This is a genomic window from Bacillus cereus group sp. MG1 (assembly GCF_040460035.1).
GTDB lineage: Bacteria > Bacillota > Bacilli > Bacillales > Bacillaceae_G > Bacillus_A > Bacillus_A cereus.
Window position 1 is genome coordinate 3,480,893 of record NZ_JARVGY010000001.1, and the last position, 16,190, is coordinate 3,497,082.

The following is a 16,190-nucleotide window of genomic DNA, read 5'->3' on the forward strand; positions in this document are numbered from 1 at the left end:
TAAATAACCATAAATATTACATGGTAATTATTTGTAATTACTATTATAAATGATTCTTATTAATTGTTATATACGATAAATTATTTAAATATTTATATTTTTTGATTTTTTGTTCAGTTTTTGTTCAGTGTCCCAATTTATACTTTGAGCGTAAAAGTAATTTAGCGAAAAAGGGGGAAATGAGGCGAGATAAATTTATGTTAAGTGAGAGGATGGAACGATGAAGAAGAACGTCACATTATTTATGTTGCTTCTACTCGTATTTCAAGTGATTAGCCCAGGGATAATAGCGGTTGCTGCTAATACGGTGGAAGCGGTGCAGCATAAGGTAACAACTAAATCGACAGGGAATATGTGTTTAAGGGAGCATGAAGGGGAGCTAAGTTTTAAGTGGCCAGCACCAAAACAAAAGAAAGTTGATTTTGTTATTGTGCAAGATGCAAGTGGAAGTTTCAAAGGCACAATGCCAAATGTGAAAAAAGCATTGAGCAATATCGTAGATGAACTAAATCCTGCGACGGATCGGATTATGGTAACGAGTTATCAAGATTATAAGGGATATAAAGCTAGTGACGGTCGTGTACTTGAAAGTAGAGGTAATGGGATTAAAACAACCTTGCAAGCAGGATTAACTAATAACTTTACCTCAGCAAAGAATGGCATCAATAAAATAACTCCAGATAGCGGTACACCAACTGCCAGTGGTCTTCAGTTTGCGTTAGCTGAGTATGAGAAAGCGAAGGGACAAAATGATCCAGACCGAGAAACAGTTTTTCTGCTTGTTACAGATGGTGTTGCTAACATTCGAAAGGATGGCTATATTTACAAATTAACAAATCAACTAACGGATCAGGGCACAGGTTATAGGTCGAATGAATATGGGCAAGATTATGTAGGTGCTTTGAAGGAAGTAACTACAGAGGCTCAAAATATAAAAAACGCGGGATATAAACTTGTTACAGCTTTTTGGGAAGATAAAAGTATACTAGCAGCATCTGACCAATATTATACTAAGTACGATAAAGAAGTAGGTCCATATGCAAGGCAAGAGTTAAAAAAGATGGCAACAAAACCGGAATGGTTTGTACTGGCAAATGATATTGAAGAGTTTACAAAAAATTTAATTGAAACCGTTACAAAAGTGACAAAAAAAGAAAAAGATAAGTTGATTTTAAATATTAATAATGATTTGCTCGTAACAGGTGTGCAAGGGTCTGGTCCAAATGGTGTTAATACAAAGCCTGTTATACAAGGGAATCAGATCATTTGGGATTTAGACGGACAGCCAGAAGGAACGTATAAAGTCACTTATAAGGTGAAGGAAAAAACACCGCAATCGAAAGAATTTAATGTTGCGGATGGATATTTTATGTTCTTTGATCAAAAGTTTGATATTCAAGCCGTCAAGGCACTTCCGAATGAAAATGCTACTAAGTGTAATACGGCGGTAACGAAAAAAGTTTCTGATTCAGATCAAAAACTGGTCGATGAGGCATTGTTAAATTCATTGCATGAAGAATTTGTATATGATGTCAATTACAACTTTGGATTTGATATGGAGTCAAAACAAGAAATCGTTATACAAGATGATTTGGAAGATATTTTAGAAGTTTTAGAGACGAAATTAGTAAATGAAAAAGGCGAAGTTGTAAATATAGCGCCAGTTATAGATAAAGAAAAGTCAATTGTAACGTATAAGTTGCCAAAGCAAAATGATTCGTACGCGTATTTAGCTGGTGGACAATATCGATTAACGATTAAAGCGAAGATAAAGATTGGTACAAATATCGATGTGATCAAAGGGTACCTAGATAAAGGTGGCGTTCCGAATACGGCAAAGCTCATTATAGATAACAATCCAGTTGTTTCTAATAAAGTCATTGTGAAGCCACCAATTGAAGAACCGAAATTACGCAAGACTGTATCGGATGATGATGAAAAGAACGTGGAAAAGGCTACATTATCCAATGTAAAAGAGAAGTTTGTTTGGAATGTGCAGTATGAATTTGGAAGTTCACCAAGTGGATACGATTCTATCGTATTACAAGATGATTTAGAAGATGTTTTAGACATATTAGATGTGAAGGTCATCAATAAAAAAGGTGAAGTCGTAAATATAAAACCCAAAATTGATACTGCTAAGAAACAGGTAATGATTGAAGTACCGAAGCAAGAAGGAAGTTATGTGTATTTAACAGGTGAAGTATATACGGTGCAAATTACATCTAAAATTGCTGATGGTGTAAATCAATCAGAATTAGCACGTTATATAGTAAAAGGTGGAATCCCAAATACAGCAGAGTTAGTACTAAATAATAAGTCAGTGAAATCTAACGAAGTGTATGTGGTTCCTCCGAAGGAAAAACCGAAAGTAACAAAAACCGTTTCTACTCAAAATGAGAAAGAAGTGGAAAAGGGTACATTGCAAGAGAGAAATGAAGAGTTTACTTGGAATGTAGCATATCAATTTGGTAATGATACAGCAAATTTAGAGAAGGTTACCTTACAAGATGACTTAGAGGATATTCTAGATATTTTAGATGTGAAGCTTATGAATGAAAAAGGTGAAGTTGTAAAAGTAACACCGAACATTGATAAGCAAACAAAGAAAGTGACAATTGAGTTAGAGAAGAAAGATGGTTCATATGCGTATTTAGCTGGTTTAAAGTACACGATGCATATTAAAAGCAAAATAGCAGAAGGTACACCAGTAGAGGTGTTAGCGAAATATATTGCAAATGGCGGCGTGCCAAATATAGCAGAGCTCATATTTGATAATACGCCAATTAGTTCGAATAAAGTAGTTGTTATTCCGCCATCTATAGGTAAGATCGAAATTGAAAAGGTAGATGCAGCTGATGAAAATATTAAGTTGCAACATGCGGAATTTCAAGTTTTTAACCAAGAAGGAAAAGAAGTTGGAAAGTTAATTACAGATGAAAATGGCAAGGCTAGCTTAGAGAAACTACCGTTTGGAAAATATACGATTAAAGAAGTGAAAGCGCCGAATGGATATATGTTGCTCCGTGATCCAATTGAGGTCGAGGTAACGGCAGCGACACCTACACAAACGTTAAAAGTAGAAAACAAAACAAGCGAGTGGGAAATTCCAAACACAGGCGGTGCTGGAACAAATGTATTTTATTTAATTGGTACTTTTTTAATGATTGTAGTTGTATTTTTGTTTTTCCATAAGAGAAATAGTAATTACTAGAATATTAAATTGGTAGAAGAGGAGAACGAGAAATGAAAAAATTTTTAAGTATGTTTTTAATCTTTTTGCTAGCATTTGCTTCATTGCCAAGTATGTTAATAAAAGCGGAATCGAAAAGTGAAAAAAAAGGCACGTTAACAATCCATAAATTTGAACAAGAGCCGCTTAATAATCCAGCTTTAAAAGAAAGTAGCTCTAAAGGAGTAGAAATTCCTAAAGATGCGAAGCCTTTAGCAGGAGTTGTGTATCAAATTAAACAAGTTGAATCATTTGGAACAATTTCAAACGATGGGAAAATTGTTAAAGAAGACATCAAACCAGTAAATGGAGTTCCAATTGAAGTTGAAACGAATGCGGATGGGATTGCATTTTTTGGCGATTTACCACTAGGTCGTTACGAAGTGAAAGAAATTTCTGGACCACCACATGTAAATATAGACACAAAAACATACAAAGTTGATATCCCGATGACAAGTGAAGATGGGAAAGTATTAACATATGATGTTAAAATTTATCCGAAAAATGAAACGAAACGTGGTGCAGTAGAATTAACAAAAATTGGTGTGGAAAATAAAGCGTTAAAGGGTGTTCAATTCTCTTTATATAAAGAAGATGGAACAGAGTTAGAAAAAGGTTTGGAGACAGATGGAAATGGTAAAATTCGTGTCGGTAACTTATCGTACGGGAAGTATTACTTTTTAGAAACGAAAGCGCTAGATGGTTATGTGTTGGATCCGAAAAAATATGAATTCTTCATTAAAGAATCTGGTGTAATTAATAAAGATGGTACAGTTACTTCTGGTGAAGTAGTTAAAGTTGATGTGAAAAACTATGAAGAACCAACAATTGATAAGAAGATTAATGGAGATTTAAACAATTTACCAATTAATACGAAGACGGATTATAACTATGATATTAAAACACTAATTCCAGAAGATATTAAGGATTATAAATATTATGTCGTAACAGATGTATTAGATAGTCGATTAGAAATTCAAGATCAACCAGTTGTAAAAATTGATGGTAAAGTAGTAGATGCAAGTGTTGTAGAAGTAGTTGTAGACGGTCAAAAAGTAACGGCTACTGTAAAAGATTTCTCTAAATTAGATAACAAAAAAGAGTTTCATTTGCAAATTAAAGCACAAATTAGAGATGGCGTAGAAACAGGAGTAGAGATTCCGAATACGGCAACAATTACATTTAAAAACAAAGATGATGTAACAGGTGAGAAGGCAACAAAACCAGTTATCGTTACTCCAACGACTGGTGGTATTACATTAACGAAAGTTGATGGGAAGGATGGTAAGAAATTAGAAGGTGCAGAATTTGCGCTGCAAGATACAAAAGGAAATCCAGTAGAAATCGATGGAAAGAAAGTAGTAGGTACATCTGATAAAAATGGTGTAATTACATGGAATAAGCTACCTTACGGTGAGTATCAAGTTGTGGAAACGAAAGCTCCAACTTATGAAAAAGAAGATGGTACAACAGGTAGTTATCAACAATTAAGAGAGCCAATTCATGTAAAGATTGATGCTGATCATAAAACAGTTACACTTACTGTAGAAAATAATAAGAGTGGATGGATTTTACCTTCAACAGGTGGTATCGGTACAATCTTATTTACTGTAGTAGGTCTTGTATTAATGATAATAGCAGCATTTGTTTTCTTTAGAAAAAAAGCAACAAATAATTAATAAGCGATTTAAACGGTAATGAAAAGAGGAGAGGGAGGCCTTTCCTCTTTTTCGGCATTTTAGCCCGTTATTTGAGGGCTAACAATCAGTGGGGTGAACAAAACCTACACTGATTAAAGTTTCACTTTATAGGAGGATATGATGAAACGTAACATTATATTTGGTGCTATTTTTTTATTGGGACTTTGTATTTTCTTATATCCAACAGTTAGTAATTGGTTAGCAACACGAGCTCATTATTCAGCGGTTAGTTCGTATGATAAAAAAGTAAAAGAGTTACAGCAAAAAGAAATTGAACGTAGGAAGAAAGAAGCGAATGAATATAATAAAAATGTCCAGACGACGTCACAGTCATTTTCGGATCCATTTAATGAAAAAGGGGGCGACGAGAGTGGACGTTCATATGCAGATGTATTAAATGTAGGTGAGAGTATGGGGTATATTGAAATTCCTACAATTGATGTAAAGCTTCCAATTTATGCTGGCACATCTGAAAATGTTTTGAGCCGAGGAGTAGGACATATTAATGCTTCTTCTTTGCCAGTAGGGGGAGAAAGTACGCATGCTGTTTTAACGGGGCATCGTGGTTTGCCTTCTGCTTTATTATTTACGGACTTGGATAAGGTGAAGAAGGGAGATACTTTTTACATACATTCATTAAATAAAGTGCTTGCTTATAAGGTGGATCAAATAAAAGTTGTATTACCAAATGAAACAAATGATTTATTAGTTGTGAAAAATAAAGATTACGTTACGTTAGTTACATGCACACCTTATGGAGTAAATACACATAGATTGATAGTTCGAGGGGAACGGGTTCCTTTTGAAGTGGAAGAAAAGGAAGCAGTTGTGGCTCAAGTGAATCCATTTGTAGTAGAAAAGTGGATGATTGGAATAGTAATCGTTCTATTATTTTTCATTGGAATGTTTCTTTATTTTAAAGTGAAAAAACGTTAAAGTACGAGTGATGGAAATATTTTTAGAATATAGTTATTATTCACTCGATAAAGAAAGTGTGATATGTTATGGTAAATATTTGAAAAGATTCCGTAATTTTATAAAGAGGGAATAAGTATGTCTAAAAGAAAAATATTGATAGTAGTATTCTTATTTATCCTTTGTATTGTCGGTTTTCGTTCCATTTGGTTTAAACAATCTCTTTATATAAATCAACCACATGCTGAAGAAGGGATAGTAAATTTATCAGATATAACATTTGGCGAAAAAAATTTAGTTACGTTAAATGGTGAATGGAAATTTTATCCGAATGTTTTACTTACCCCGGATCAAATGAAGGAAAATAATAAAGATTATGAATATATTAATGTTCCGGGGAACTGGAAAGAAAGAGTTGATCGTACTCATCAAAAAGAATATGGCACATATGCGCTATCTATCAAAGTGAAGAATTCGAATGAAAATTACGGCTTAAAAATACAGCGTGTTCATAATCAGTTCGATTTGTATGTAAATGGAGAACTTGTACAGGAAAGAGGAAGTATTTTTAAACCGAATGATGTACATAAAACTTCACTTACACCAACTGTCATAAAGGTAAAAGCGAATGAACAAGGGGTAATTAATCTTCTTATTCCTGTTACGAAAACGACACAAGAATCGAAACATGGCGGGATTACAGGTGGAGTGCGTTTTGGCAGTGAAAATGCTATTGTACAGGATAGCTTTAACAATCTTATGATGCAAATTATTGCAACGACAATAGTGTTTTTACATGGTATATATGCATTTATCATTTTTGTGATGAAGCCGAAAAATGTTGAGATTCTATATTTTTCACTTGGTAGTATATTTGCAGGTATTATATTTTTAATTACGGATGAACGTTTTTTGTTCTCTTTGTATGAATTTGAATTTTCAACATATATGAAAATTATATATACATCGTTTGTAGGTTTCGCTTTATTTATTTTACTGTATATGAAAAGGTTTTTACGAGGTTATGGGGACAATAAATTTATTTTATTTACCATCGTATTATGTGGAATTTATGTTTTCGTAGTATTGTTTTCTTCACCTAGACTAGTGCAAGATTTTGGATTTATATTATTTTTTACAATTATTATTCCATTCATTTTAACAGCAATTATTGTTTTACGAGTGGTGGAAAGTGGAAAGTATGATTTAATCTTTTTACTTTTTACAGTGATTAGTGCTACTTCTGGAGTATTGTGTGCGAGTTTTAAAGAGTTTGCGTTCATGTATAGCATAGGGTTTGCGAGGATATTTGATGCGGATTTTTATCCATTTGATATTTTTTTAGCAATGGTATCATTTTCGACTTTTTGGTTTATCCGATTCTTTCGCACGAGTGATGAGAATAGTGAACTGGTTGGAAAATTAAAAGAAGAGCATCATAAGAAAGATCAATTTTTAGCAAATACAGCGCACGAACTTAGAAATCCGTTACATGGGATGATGAATATTGCACAAAGTGTAATGGATGAAGAGAAAGCGATAAATGGTGAAAGTAAACAACATCTAAAACTATTAATGACAATAGGAAGGCGTATGTCGTATTTGTTGAACGATTTAATAGATGTTACAAGAATGGAGCAGAAAGGGATACCGATTCATAAGAGACCGGTTGATTTGCAACCAATTATTACAATGGTGATTGATATGCAAAAGTTTATTGGAGAAGAAAAGAAATTACAAATTATCGCGAATATCCCTGAACGGTTTCCATTTGTATTAGCTGACCAAAATCGTCTTATTCAAATTTTATTTAACCTACTTCATAATGCAGTTAAATTTACGGATGAAGGGGCTATTACAATTGATGTTGAAAAACGAAAAAATTACGCGGCTATTCAGGTTACAGATACTGGTATTGGAATTGATAAAGAAGCGCAAAAGCGAATCTTCCTTCCATATGAACAAGGTAGTGATTCATATGGTGAAAGTGGAGGATTTGGACTTGGGCTAAGTATTTGTAAACAATTAGTGGAAATGCACGGGGGAACACTTACTGTTACATCCGTTTTACACAAAGGCTCTACTTTTACATTCACATTACCACTTGCTGAAAGAGAAGAGATGCTAATTGTGTCAAAAGAAACAATTGAAAAAGTAGTGGAATTAAAACAAGTTGAAATGAAGGATAATCGAGTCGGTAATAGAAGGAGAATTCTTGCTGTTGATGATGATCCTATAAATTTAAAAGTATTAAAGAGTATATTACCACAAGATGAATATGAACTTGAAACGGTAACAACCGGAAGAGAGGTTTTGGAGCGGTTAAATATGGAGTGGGATATGATATTAGTAGATGTGATGATGCCGAAAATGTCAGGTTATGAATTAACAAAAATGATTCGTACCCAATACTCTATTGCAGAGTTGCCTATTGTACTGTTAACCGCTAGGTCGCAGCCAGAAGATATTTATACAGGATTTCTTGCTGGGGCGAATGATTACATTGTAAAGCCTATAGATGCACTGGAATTAAAAGTGAGAATTAATGCATTAACAGAGTTAAAGCAATCAATTCATGAGCGAATAAGAATGGAAGGTGCTTGGCTTCAGGCGCAAATTCAGCCGCATTTTCTGTTTAATACACTAAATACGATTGCTGCATTAGGTGAAATTGATATTGTTAGGATGGAGAAATTAATTGTTGAGTTTGGAACGTATTTAAGAGCCAGTTTTGGTGAAGAAGTGTTAGCGGAAACCGTACCTATACAGCATGAATTAGATTTACTTCAATCATACCTTTATATTGAAAGAGAGCGATTTGGAAAGAGAATACAGAGCGTGCTGGAAGTCGAAGATGGAATAGAATGTGTAGTACCACCGTTTTCTATTCAAACATTAGTAGAGAATGCTGTGCGTCATGGTATATTAAAAAAAGCAAAGGGTGGAAGCATTCATATAAAAATAGAGAGTGTGAGTGGATTTATAAACATTTCGATTGCGGATGATGGGATAGGCATGTCAGATGAAAAAATAAAAGAAATATTAGTGAAAAAACCGAATCAAAAACAGGGAATAGGTTTATTGAATACGGATGCACGATTAAAACAGTTATACGGAACTGGATTAGAAATAAAAAGTGAACTTGGAAAAGGAACGATTGTTTCATTCCAGCTTCCTGTTGTTATGGATAAATAAGGTTGTTAAAAAATCCGAAGTGATGAGCGCTTCGGATTTTTTAGTACATTTTTTACTTATTCCCCTCTAACAAAATCTTCTCTATCTCCTCAAAGTGATGAGTGCGAGCATGCTCTAGCGGGGTAACACCATCATTGTCTGGAATATTTACATCTGCACCGTGCTCAATAAGAAGGCGAATGACTTGTTGCTGTGTTTCGTTTCCGTTACTTAGTACTATGGCTTCCATTAAAGCTGTCCATCCCAGGTTATTTACATGATTTACATCAATATTTGTTCGAGTGAGGAGTTCTTTTATAACGTCAATATAGCCATGTTCTGAGGCTGGGATAAGAGCTGTTCCGCCGTAACGATTTGTAATCGTAGGATCTGCACCAGCATCAATTGTTAATTTTAAAATGTCTAAGTAACCTTCCGCACCGGCGTATAGAAAGGGATTATTTTTCATGTCATCTTGGATATTTACGTCAGCACCAGCTTCGATAAGTGCCTTTGCGGTTTTTACATCATTTTTGTATGTAGCAATCATAAGCGGAGTGCGTCCTTGACTATCCGTCGCATTTATATTTGCGCCTTGTTTTAGTAAAGATATAACAGTATTCGTTTCATTTTTTTCAGTGGCTGCTAGTAGTGCAGTCTCCATGTTTATCATCTCCTTTTTTACTTCTTGTTCTTGCGAGCATCCTTGTAAAAAAATTACGCAACATATCATACTGAATGTTTTTTTGAACATGGAATTTCAACCTCCTAATTTCAACTGTAAAATAGGAACATTAAATTTTTATAAACTGACGCTAAAATTACTATAAAATCGCTTGAGTAATTGAACATATATTTTTATGCTTATAAATAATAAGGTTTGATAAAGTGAGGATTTAAGATATGTCTATTAAAACAAGGTTTTTATTTTCTTATATTGCTGTTATCCTCGTTTCCATTACGCTTATATTAGTCGCGGGATTTTTAATCGTTTTTTCGATAACAGGTGACTTGGAAGCAGTGAAAAATTTCTATAAAAGTTCTTACATTCAAAAGCCGCTTACACCAGAAGAAGAGAATGCCTATCTTGAGTTGAAGTCAGCAGCCAAACAGCATCAATCTCAATTGCTAGATGAGTCGTTTGTCTCAGCAATAGAAAAAGAGGGTGTGAAAATAGTAGTAAGAAAAGGAGAAACACTTTCATATGCTTCAAACGTATTTGAAAGTGTATCTTTAAAAGAAGCCCTTCCGAAATTTGAATCAGCAAATATTAATAGTCGTGGTACAACGGAACTAGGCGATACATTTTATCGATATGTAAAGTTTGATTTTTATTTTCCTCAGGAAGAAGAGGGAAGTATATTTGTATTAAAAAAGCAAAGTTCATTTGTAGATCTTACACAAAAATTATTTCCAATCTTATTCGTATCGCTTTTACTACTAGCCATTTTACTCATTGGATTATTAAGTTACCTCGTTTCAAGAAGTGTAATAAAACCAATTTTTGTATTGAAAGGCGCAACGGAGAAAATTAAAGAAGGAAATTTAGATTTTCAAATACCAATTACATCACACGACGAAATAGGGCAATTAAATCAAGGGTTTGAGGAAATGAGGAAGAGATTAAAAGAATCGATAGAGATGCAAACACAGTATGAAGAAAATCGAAAAGAGCTTATTTCAAACATCTCTCATGACTTAAAAACACCGATTACATCAATTATAGGATATGTAGAAGGAATAAAGGACGGGGTAGCAAATACGCCAGAAAAAATGGATAAGTATTTAACAACTATCCATACGAAGGCAAAACATATGGACACACTCATTGATGAACTCTTTTTGTTTTCGAAGCTCGATTTGAATCGAGTTCCATTCCAGTTTGAAACAGTTGAATTAAATACGTTTATGCAAGAATTAATAGAAGAGATGCAGATGGATTTAAGTAAAGAAGGTATAGAAGTTAACTTACAATTACATGCATCAACACTATATGTAACGGCTGATTGTGAAAAAATAAATAGAGTGATATCAAATTTAGTTCATAATAGTGTGAAATACATGGATAAAGAAGAGAAGAAAATTACTGTAACAGTATCGAGTGATAATAATAAAGTTATTGTGAAAGTGATGGACAACGGATCAGGTATAGAAGCTGATACATTGCCGTATATCTTTGAACGTTTTTATCGTGCAGAGCAATCGCGGAATTCTAGCACAGGTGGAAGTGGACTTGGTTTAGCAATAGCGAAGCAAATTGTTGAAGAACATGGCGGGGAAATTTGGGCGGAAAGCGAGCTTGGTAAAGGCACAAGCATTTTCTTCTCATTGGAAAAAGTAGAGGAATGTGGTGAGTAAATTGAAAAGAATTTTATTAATAGAAGATGAAGTAAGTATTGCAGAATTACAGCGAGATTATTTAGAAATTAATGATTTCCAAGTTGATGTAGAGCATTCAGGAGAAATAGGTTTACAAACAGCTCTGCAAGAAGACTATGATTTAATTATTTTAGATATTATGCTTCCGAAAATGAACGGATTCGAAATTTGTAAACAAATACGTGCTGTAAAAGATATTCCGATTCTACTTGTTTCAGCAAAAAAAGAAGATATAGATAAAATTCGCGGACTCGGATTAGGAGCGGATGATTATATAACGAAACCGTTTAGCCCGAGTGAATTAGTCGCAAGAGTAAAAGCACATATTGCCCGTTATGAAAGATTATTAGGAAATGTAAGTAAGCAACGTGATACGTTATATATTCACGGAATTTCTATCGATCAACGAGCGAGAAAAGTTTTTATAAACAATGAAGAAGTTGCGTTTACAACGAAGGAATTTGATTTATTAACATTCTTTGTTACACATCCAAACCAAGTATTAAATAAAGAACAGTTATTTGAACGCATTTGGGGATTAGATTCCGCTGGTGATTTAGCCACTGTTGTCGTCCACATTAGAAAGCTACGTGAAAAAATTGAAAGAGATCCTGCTCACCCGCAATATATTGAAACAGTATGGGGAGCTGGTTATCGTTTTAACGTGTAATATACCTGCCGAGTAATTGGCAGGTTTTTTATGTTATTTGTCAAAAGGAAATAATAGGTAATTTGTGTTAAGATATAAAGAGAGATAAAACATAGTAGAGCATGAGAGGGTGTGCTACATTTTGGGAGATACATTACAAGATAATAAATCAAACAAGGTCTTAAGGATTGGAACTAATATTATAATTATTTTATTAATTATTGGTGCAATACAAATGTTTTATGATAAAGATTATACAAATGATCATTTCGGCTGGTTATTTTTAGTATTAGGTTGGATAGTTAGAAGCATTTTTAATATTACGATAGGTTTAAAAGAAGGAGATAAAAAGTCAGTGTTGTTTGATGTAGGTTTGGTGCTCTTTTCCTTTTATCTTTTATTTTTATATAGTACGAAATATTTCTTCTGAAAATTTAGCTCATAGTCTTATAGAGACTGTGAGCTTTCCTTAATAATAACGGTACTGGCGTAACGATTTATAAAATATTTGAGTAGTAGAAGTAAACAGGGTCGCTTCTTCTAAAAAAGGATAATGGTTGCTGTTTTCGAATGGAATGAAGATAGAGTTACGTATCCCATCATGTATCTCGATAGAATATTGAACTGGACACTGCACATCATATCTTCCGCATATAATAAGTGTCTTTGTTTGGATGAAAGGTAAATACTCTCTTAAATCAAATGAAGGATATTCATTGGCGAAAGCGTTCATCCGGCTAACGGACATTGTTTTATTGATTGGTTTACAAAAATAAGAGTTGTAGTTTTCTGGTTTATACAATGATAATTTTGTTCTCTCAGTAGATAGTTCTTTTCGTTCTTCACTTGTAAGGTGAGGGCTTTTTAAGTTTTCGATGTGTTTTTGCATATAATGAAACTGTGGATGTGCTGGGTGATAAATGCAAAATGGTGTTTCGGTATAGTTACTTGCTGCAGCTCCTGCTACGACTAATGATTGTAAGGAATTTGGATATGTAATCGCATATAAAAGTCCAAGCATACCACCTGTTGAATGACCGGCGAAATGCCATGTTGGAAGTTGTAATGCTTCTCGTATTGCTTCTAAGTCGTGGATTGTTTCAATCATGCTTAATTCGTTTTCTGACTGGGCGGTTACAGAGCGACCAGTATCTCGTAAATTAATGAGAAATACACGATGCGTAGCAGTAAAAACATCCGCAAAGTAATCACCAGTTTCATTAAATTGTGAATAGTGATGTGTAATACAAAGCGATTCGCCATTTCCTTTTGTAAAGAGTTCAAATGTACCGCGTTTCGTGTTGATTATTTGTTGTGTCCACATAATATCACGACCTTTTCTCATAAAAGTTGGGCCAGACTGTTATAAAATGAAAATATATCAGCGATTATTAGAATATATCGGCGCAACTCGGAATATATCAGCGATTATCAAAATATATCGGCGTAACTCGGAATATATCAGCGATTATTAAAATATATCGACTTACCGACAGAAAACGACAATAATAGCAAGCTTTAAATAAAAGGAGGCTATTCAAAAACGAGCCTCCTTTTCGTTTAGTATAAAGATTTTGTCATATTATTCCGAATAATTTCAAGGGATTTCGCTACAGTTAATGCGTTTTTTTCTTCAATTTCTGGTTTACGGGGGATAGGTTTATACATGTTGTCTGGATCTTCCCATGTGAGGGGAAGTTCTGTTTCTGCTTGTCCTTTCCAAGCTTCAATCCATTCTGGAGGGAGATAACCTGAGATGTTTTGGATGTTGTTCATTTCGAGCCAAATGAGTGCCCATGCTCTTGGTACGACACGCCAATGGTCATAGCCGCCACCGCCGACAGCGATCCAGCGACCTTCGCAATATTCATTAGCAATTTCACGAGCGAGCTTCGGTATTTCGCGGTAAATATTCATTGTCGCACAAAGATGTGTAAGTGGGTCATAATAATGTGCGTCAGCACCATTTTGCGTTAAAATAATATCCGGTTTAAAGTACGCTGCAACTTCTGTTACAACAGTTCGATATGATTCTAAGAACGATTCATCTTCTGTAAAAGCATCGAGTGGAACATTAAAAGAATAACTATAACCATTACCTTGGCCACGTTCGTTTACAGCGCCAGTTCCAGGGAATAAATAACGACCAGTTTCATGCAGTGAAATGGTGCATACGTTAGGGTCATCATAAAACGACCACTGTACGCCATCACCGTGATGAGCATCTGTATCAATATATAAGACGCGTAAACCGTATTTCTTTTGAATATATTTTATTGCGATAGAACTGTCGTTATAAATACAAAAGCCAGATGCTTTGCCGCGAAAGCCGTGATGTAAGCCGCCGCCCAAATTAAGTGCGTGTTTTACTTTTCCGGAAAGAACAGCATCGACAGCTGTTAACGTACCGCCAACGAGCAATGCGCTTGCTTCGTGCATATTTGGGAACATCGGTGTATCTTCTGTTCCGAGTCCATATGTCATTGCAATTGATTTTTCTAACTTTCCTTCTCCAGCACGTTTTACCGCATTTATGTACTCCTCTGTATGAACGTAGGCGATCTCTTCATCTGTAGCCATCCGTGGTGAGATGATTTGAGAGGGAGAGATGAAACCGCCCTTTTGTAATAAATCATACGTAAGTGTGACGCGCAGTTGGTTAAAAGGATGATCAGGGCTAAATGAATAGCCCCGAAAGTCATCCGAATAAATAAACGCGCTACTCATGCTTGCATCCCCATGATGTTTGGCCATAATACGCGGTAACCTTCTGCTTCAAGTGCATCAATCACTTTTAGAGGATTCATCGTTTGAATGCGGAAAACGAGTACTTTATCATTCTCGTCTTTTGCTGGGTAGACGAGAACGCTCACGATATTTATTTGTAAATCACTAAAAATAGCAACGACTTTTCCAAGAATACCAGGTTCGTTTTTTACTTGAATTTCAATTTGCGAACTTGGTTGATGTGCTCCTGTTAATTTTACTAATGTGTGCAGTACTGTAGATTCAGAAATGATTCCAACTAACTTCCCGGCCTTTGTAACAGGAAGACAGCCAATTTTATTTTCAAAAAATAAAGTAGCAATTTCCTCAACGAAATCGAGAGGATGGCAAGTCATAACAGGATGTTTCATAATAAGTTCGAGCGGTTGCTGTAGCATATCGATTGAAACTTGTTCATCTAGAATAGACGGACTTGCATCTCTTACATCCCGATCAGAAATAATGCCTACGACGTGATTATTTTGATCGACAATTGGAATGTGCCGAATGCCTTTCGTGCGTATCGTTCGGATTGCTGTTTCGATTGTATCGTTTGGATGCAATGTAACTACATTTTGATTCATAATTTCTTCTACAATCATTCCAGTTGCCCCCTTTATTAATACATAAAACGATTGTGAAAACGTAGACGATCAAAAGCTTGAATAGAATCCGTATCAACGCGTTTACCGATGCGGACCATTAAACAGTTGGCAGGATGTGAACAAATTTCAGGATCGTCTGTAGCCATCCATTGTAACCCGCCAGCATTCATCATCTTCTCCATTACTTTTCGGTATTCCCACACATTCAATCCTGTTTGTTTCAAATCCCAGTGCCAATAATATTCAGTCGTCAATATAATGTAATCTTCCATATAATCGTCCATCATAGAAACCTCTAGTAAGTTCTTTCCGACAGAACTCCCGCGGAAGGCTGGGACTACTTCAATTGCCCCAAGCTCAATTAAGTTTTCCATTTTTCCTTCTGACCATCGTTCAAGTGGATCAGGATACAAGTATGTAACATATCCAACAATTGTTTGGTCATGTCTAGCAATAATGAGACGAGCTTCTGGTAATTTAGAAATTTCGACAATTGCTTTATATTGTTGCTCGGCAGGACGAAACGCAATTAAGTCTGGATGAAACTCATACATTTCTAAGTTATGTGTAGAGACAGGACCTTCAATAATTAAAGTGCCTTTCGCCGTTTTTAAGTTTCTAGCATTATATATTTTTTTATGAATCAATGTATTGCTCACCACCTTGAGGGTTTGTGAATCTATTAATATCGTACTTTATAATATATGCGATGTGAATCGAAATTTGTCATTAAAAATTTGTCTAAAAATCAACAAATATACTGAAAATTT

General features: G+C 34.7%; 12 protein-coding genes. 7 read left to right on the forward strand and 5 right to left on the reverse strand.

Translation table 11 applies throughout. The annotated features are described in order from the left end of the window. The first annotated feature begins 220 nt into the window (after window positions 1–220). From QCI79_RS18315 to QCI79_RS18330, 4 genes are all read left to right on the forward strand, one after another. Window positions 221–3,214: an isopeptide-forming domain-containing fimbrial protein gene (locus QCI79_RS18315; RefSeq protein ID WP_021728736.1), complete on the forward strand. Its 2,994-nt coding sequence runs from the start codon at window positions 221–223 to the stop codon at window positions 3,212–3,214. A 32-nt stretch (window positions 3,215–3,246) separates the two neighbouring features. Beyond that, the gene (locus QCI79_RS18320) at window positions 3,247–4,911 is read left to right on the forward strand and encodes a SpaH/EbpB family LPXTG-anchored major pilin (RefSeq protein WP_000714168.1); all 1,665 of its coding nucleotides are present in this window, start codon (window positions 3,247–3,249) and stop codon (window positions 4,909–4,911) included. Window positions 4,912–5,052: 141 nt separating this feature from the next. Beyond that, window positions 5,053–5,868, forward strand: a complete 816-nt coding sequence (locus QCI79_RS18325; protein ID WP_000827772.1) for a class C sortase — start codon at window positions 5,053–5,055, stop codon at window positions 5,866–5,868. Between the two features lie 117 nt (window positions 5,869–5,985). Further along, window positions 5,986–9,042, forward strand: a complete 3,057-nt coding sequence (locus QCI79_RS18330) for a hybrid sensor histidine kinase/response regulator (protein ID WP_000044276.1) — start codon at window positions 5,986–5,988, stop codon at window positions 9,040–9,042. 52 nt (window positions 9,043–9,094) lie between these two features. Here QCI79_RS18330 and QCI79_RS18335 read toward each other — a convergent pair whose 3' ends face one another. Further along, entirely contained in the window at window positions 9,095–9,775 is a 681-nt protein-coding gene (locus QCI79_RS18335) for an ankyrin repeat domain-containing protein (protein WP_000474111.1), read from the reverse strand. Between the two features lie 149 nt (window positions 9,776–9,924). Here QCI79_RS18335 and QCI79_RS18340 point away from each other — a divergent pair, with 149 nt between their 5' ends. From QCI79_RS18340 to QCI79_RS18350, 3 genes are all read left to right on the forward strand, one after another. Then, window positions 9,925–11,379: a sensor histidine kinase gene (locus QCI79_RS18340; RefSeq protein WP_000023867.1), complete on the forward strand. Its 1,455-nt coding sequence runs from the start codon at window positions 9,925–9,927 to the stop codon at window positions 11,377–11,379. Between the two features lies 1 nt (window position 11,380). Then, the gene (locus QCI79_RS18345; RefSeq protein ID WP_001986686.1) at window positions 11,381–12,070 is read left to right on the forward strand and encodes a response regulator transcription factor; all 690 of its coding nucleotides are present in this window, start codon (window positions 11,381–11,383) and stop codon (window positions 12,068–12,070) included. 121 nt (window positions 12,071–12,191) lie between these two features. Further along, entirely contained in the window at window positions 12,192–12,479 is a 288-nt protein-coding gene (locus tag QCI79_RS18350) for a hypothetical protein (protein WP_000502934.1), read from the forward strand. A 39-nt stretch (window positions 12,480–12,518) separates the two neighbouring features. Here QCI79_RS18350 and QCI79_RS18355 read toward each other — a convergent pair whose 3' ends face one another. The 4 genes from QCI79_RS18355 to acuA all read right to left on the reverse strand — a co-directional run bounded on the left by QCI79_RS18355 (window position 12,519) and on the right by acuA (window position 16,067). Continuing rightward, window positions 12,519–13,394: an alpha/beta fold hydrolase gene (locus tag QCI79_RS18355; protein WP_003285496.1), complete on the reverse strand. Its 876-nt coding sequence runs from the start codon at window positions 13,392–13,394 to the stop codon at window positions 12,519–12,521. Between the two features lie 215 nt (window positions 13,395–13,609). After that, the gene (gene acuC, locus QCI79_RS18360) at window positions 13,610–14,776 is read right to left on the reverse strand and encodes an acetoin utilization protein AcuC (protein WP_000092819.1); all 1,167 of its coding nucleotides are present in this window, start codon (window positions 14,774–14,776) and stop codon (window positions 13,610–13,612) included. Continuing rightward, a complete protein-coding gene (locus tag QCI79_RS18365) occupies window positions 14,773–15,417 on the reverse strand; it encodes an acetoin utilization AcuB family protein (protein WP_000634578.1) in 645 nt (214 codons plus the stop codon). Before QCI79_RS18365 ends, acuC begins: the two co-directional genes overlap by 4 nt. 17 nt (window positions 15,418–15,434) lie before the next feature. Next, window positions 15,435–16,067 (reverse strand): acetoin utilization protein acetyltransferase AcuA, encoded by a 633-nt coding sequence (gene acuA, locus QCI79_RS18370; protein ID WP_000581388.1) that lies wholly within the window; start codon window positions 16,065–16,067, stop codon window positions 15,435–15,437. Between the last annotated feature and the right edge of the window lie 123 nt (window positions 16,068–16,190).

Excerpts from the sequence above, each read along its gene's own strand:
- QCI79_RS18315 (WP_021728736.1), top strand. The coding sequence starts at position 221 with ATGAAGAAGAACGTCACATTATTTATGTTGCTTCTACTCGTATTTCAA.
- QCI79_RS18320 (WP_000714168.1), top strand. The coding sequence starts at position 3,247 with ATGAAAAAATTTTTAAGTATGTTTTTAATCTTTTTGCTAGCATTTGCT.
- QCI79_RS18325 (WP_000827772.1), top strand. The coding sequence starts at position 5,053 with ATGAAACGTAACATTATATTTGGTGCTATTTTTTTATTGGGACTTTGT.
- QCI79_RS18330 (WP_000044276.1), top strand. The coding sequence starts at position 5,986 with ATGTCTAAAAGAAAAATATTGATAGTAGTATTCTTATTTATCCTTTGT.
- QCI79_RS18335 (WP_000474111.1), bottom strand. The coding sequence starts at position 9,775 with ATGTTCAAAAAAACATTCAGTATGATATGTTGCGTAATTTTTTTACAA.
- QCI79_RS18340 (WP_000023867.1), top strand. The coding sequence starts at position 9,925 with ATGTCTATTAAAACAAGGTTTTTATTTTCTTATATTGCTGTTATCCTC.
- QCI79_RS18355 (WP_003285496.1), bottom strand. The coding sequence starts at position 13,394 with ATGAGAAAAGGTCGTGATATTATGTGGACACAACAAATAATCAACACG.
- acuC (WP_000092819.1), bottom strand. The coding sequence starts at position 14,776 with ATGAGTAGCGCGTTTATTTATTCGGATGACTTTCGGGGCTATTCATTT.
- QCI79_RS18365 (WP_000634578.1), bottom strand. The coding sequence starts at position 15,417 with ATGATTGTAGAAGAAATTATGAATCAAAATGTAGTTACATTGCATCCA.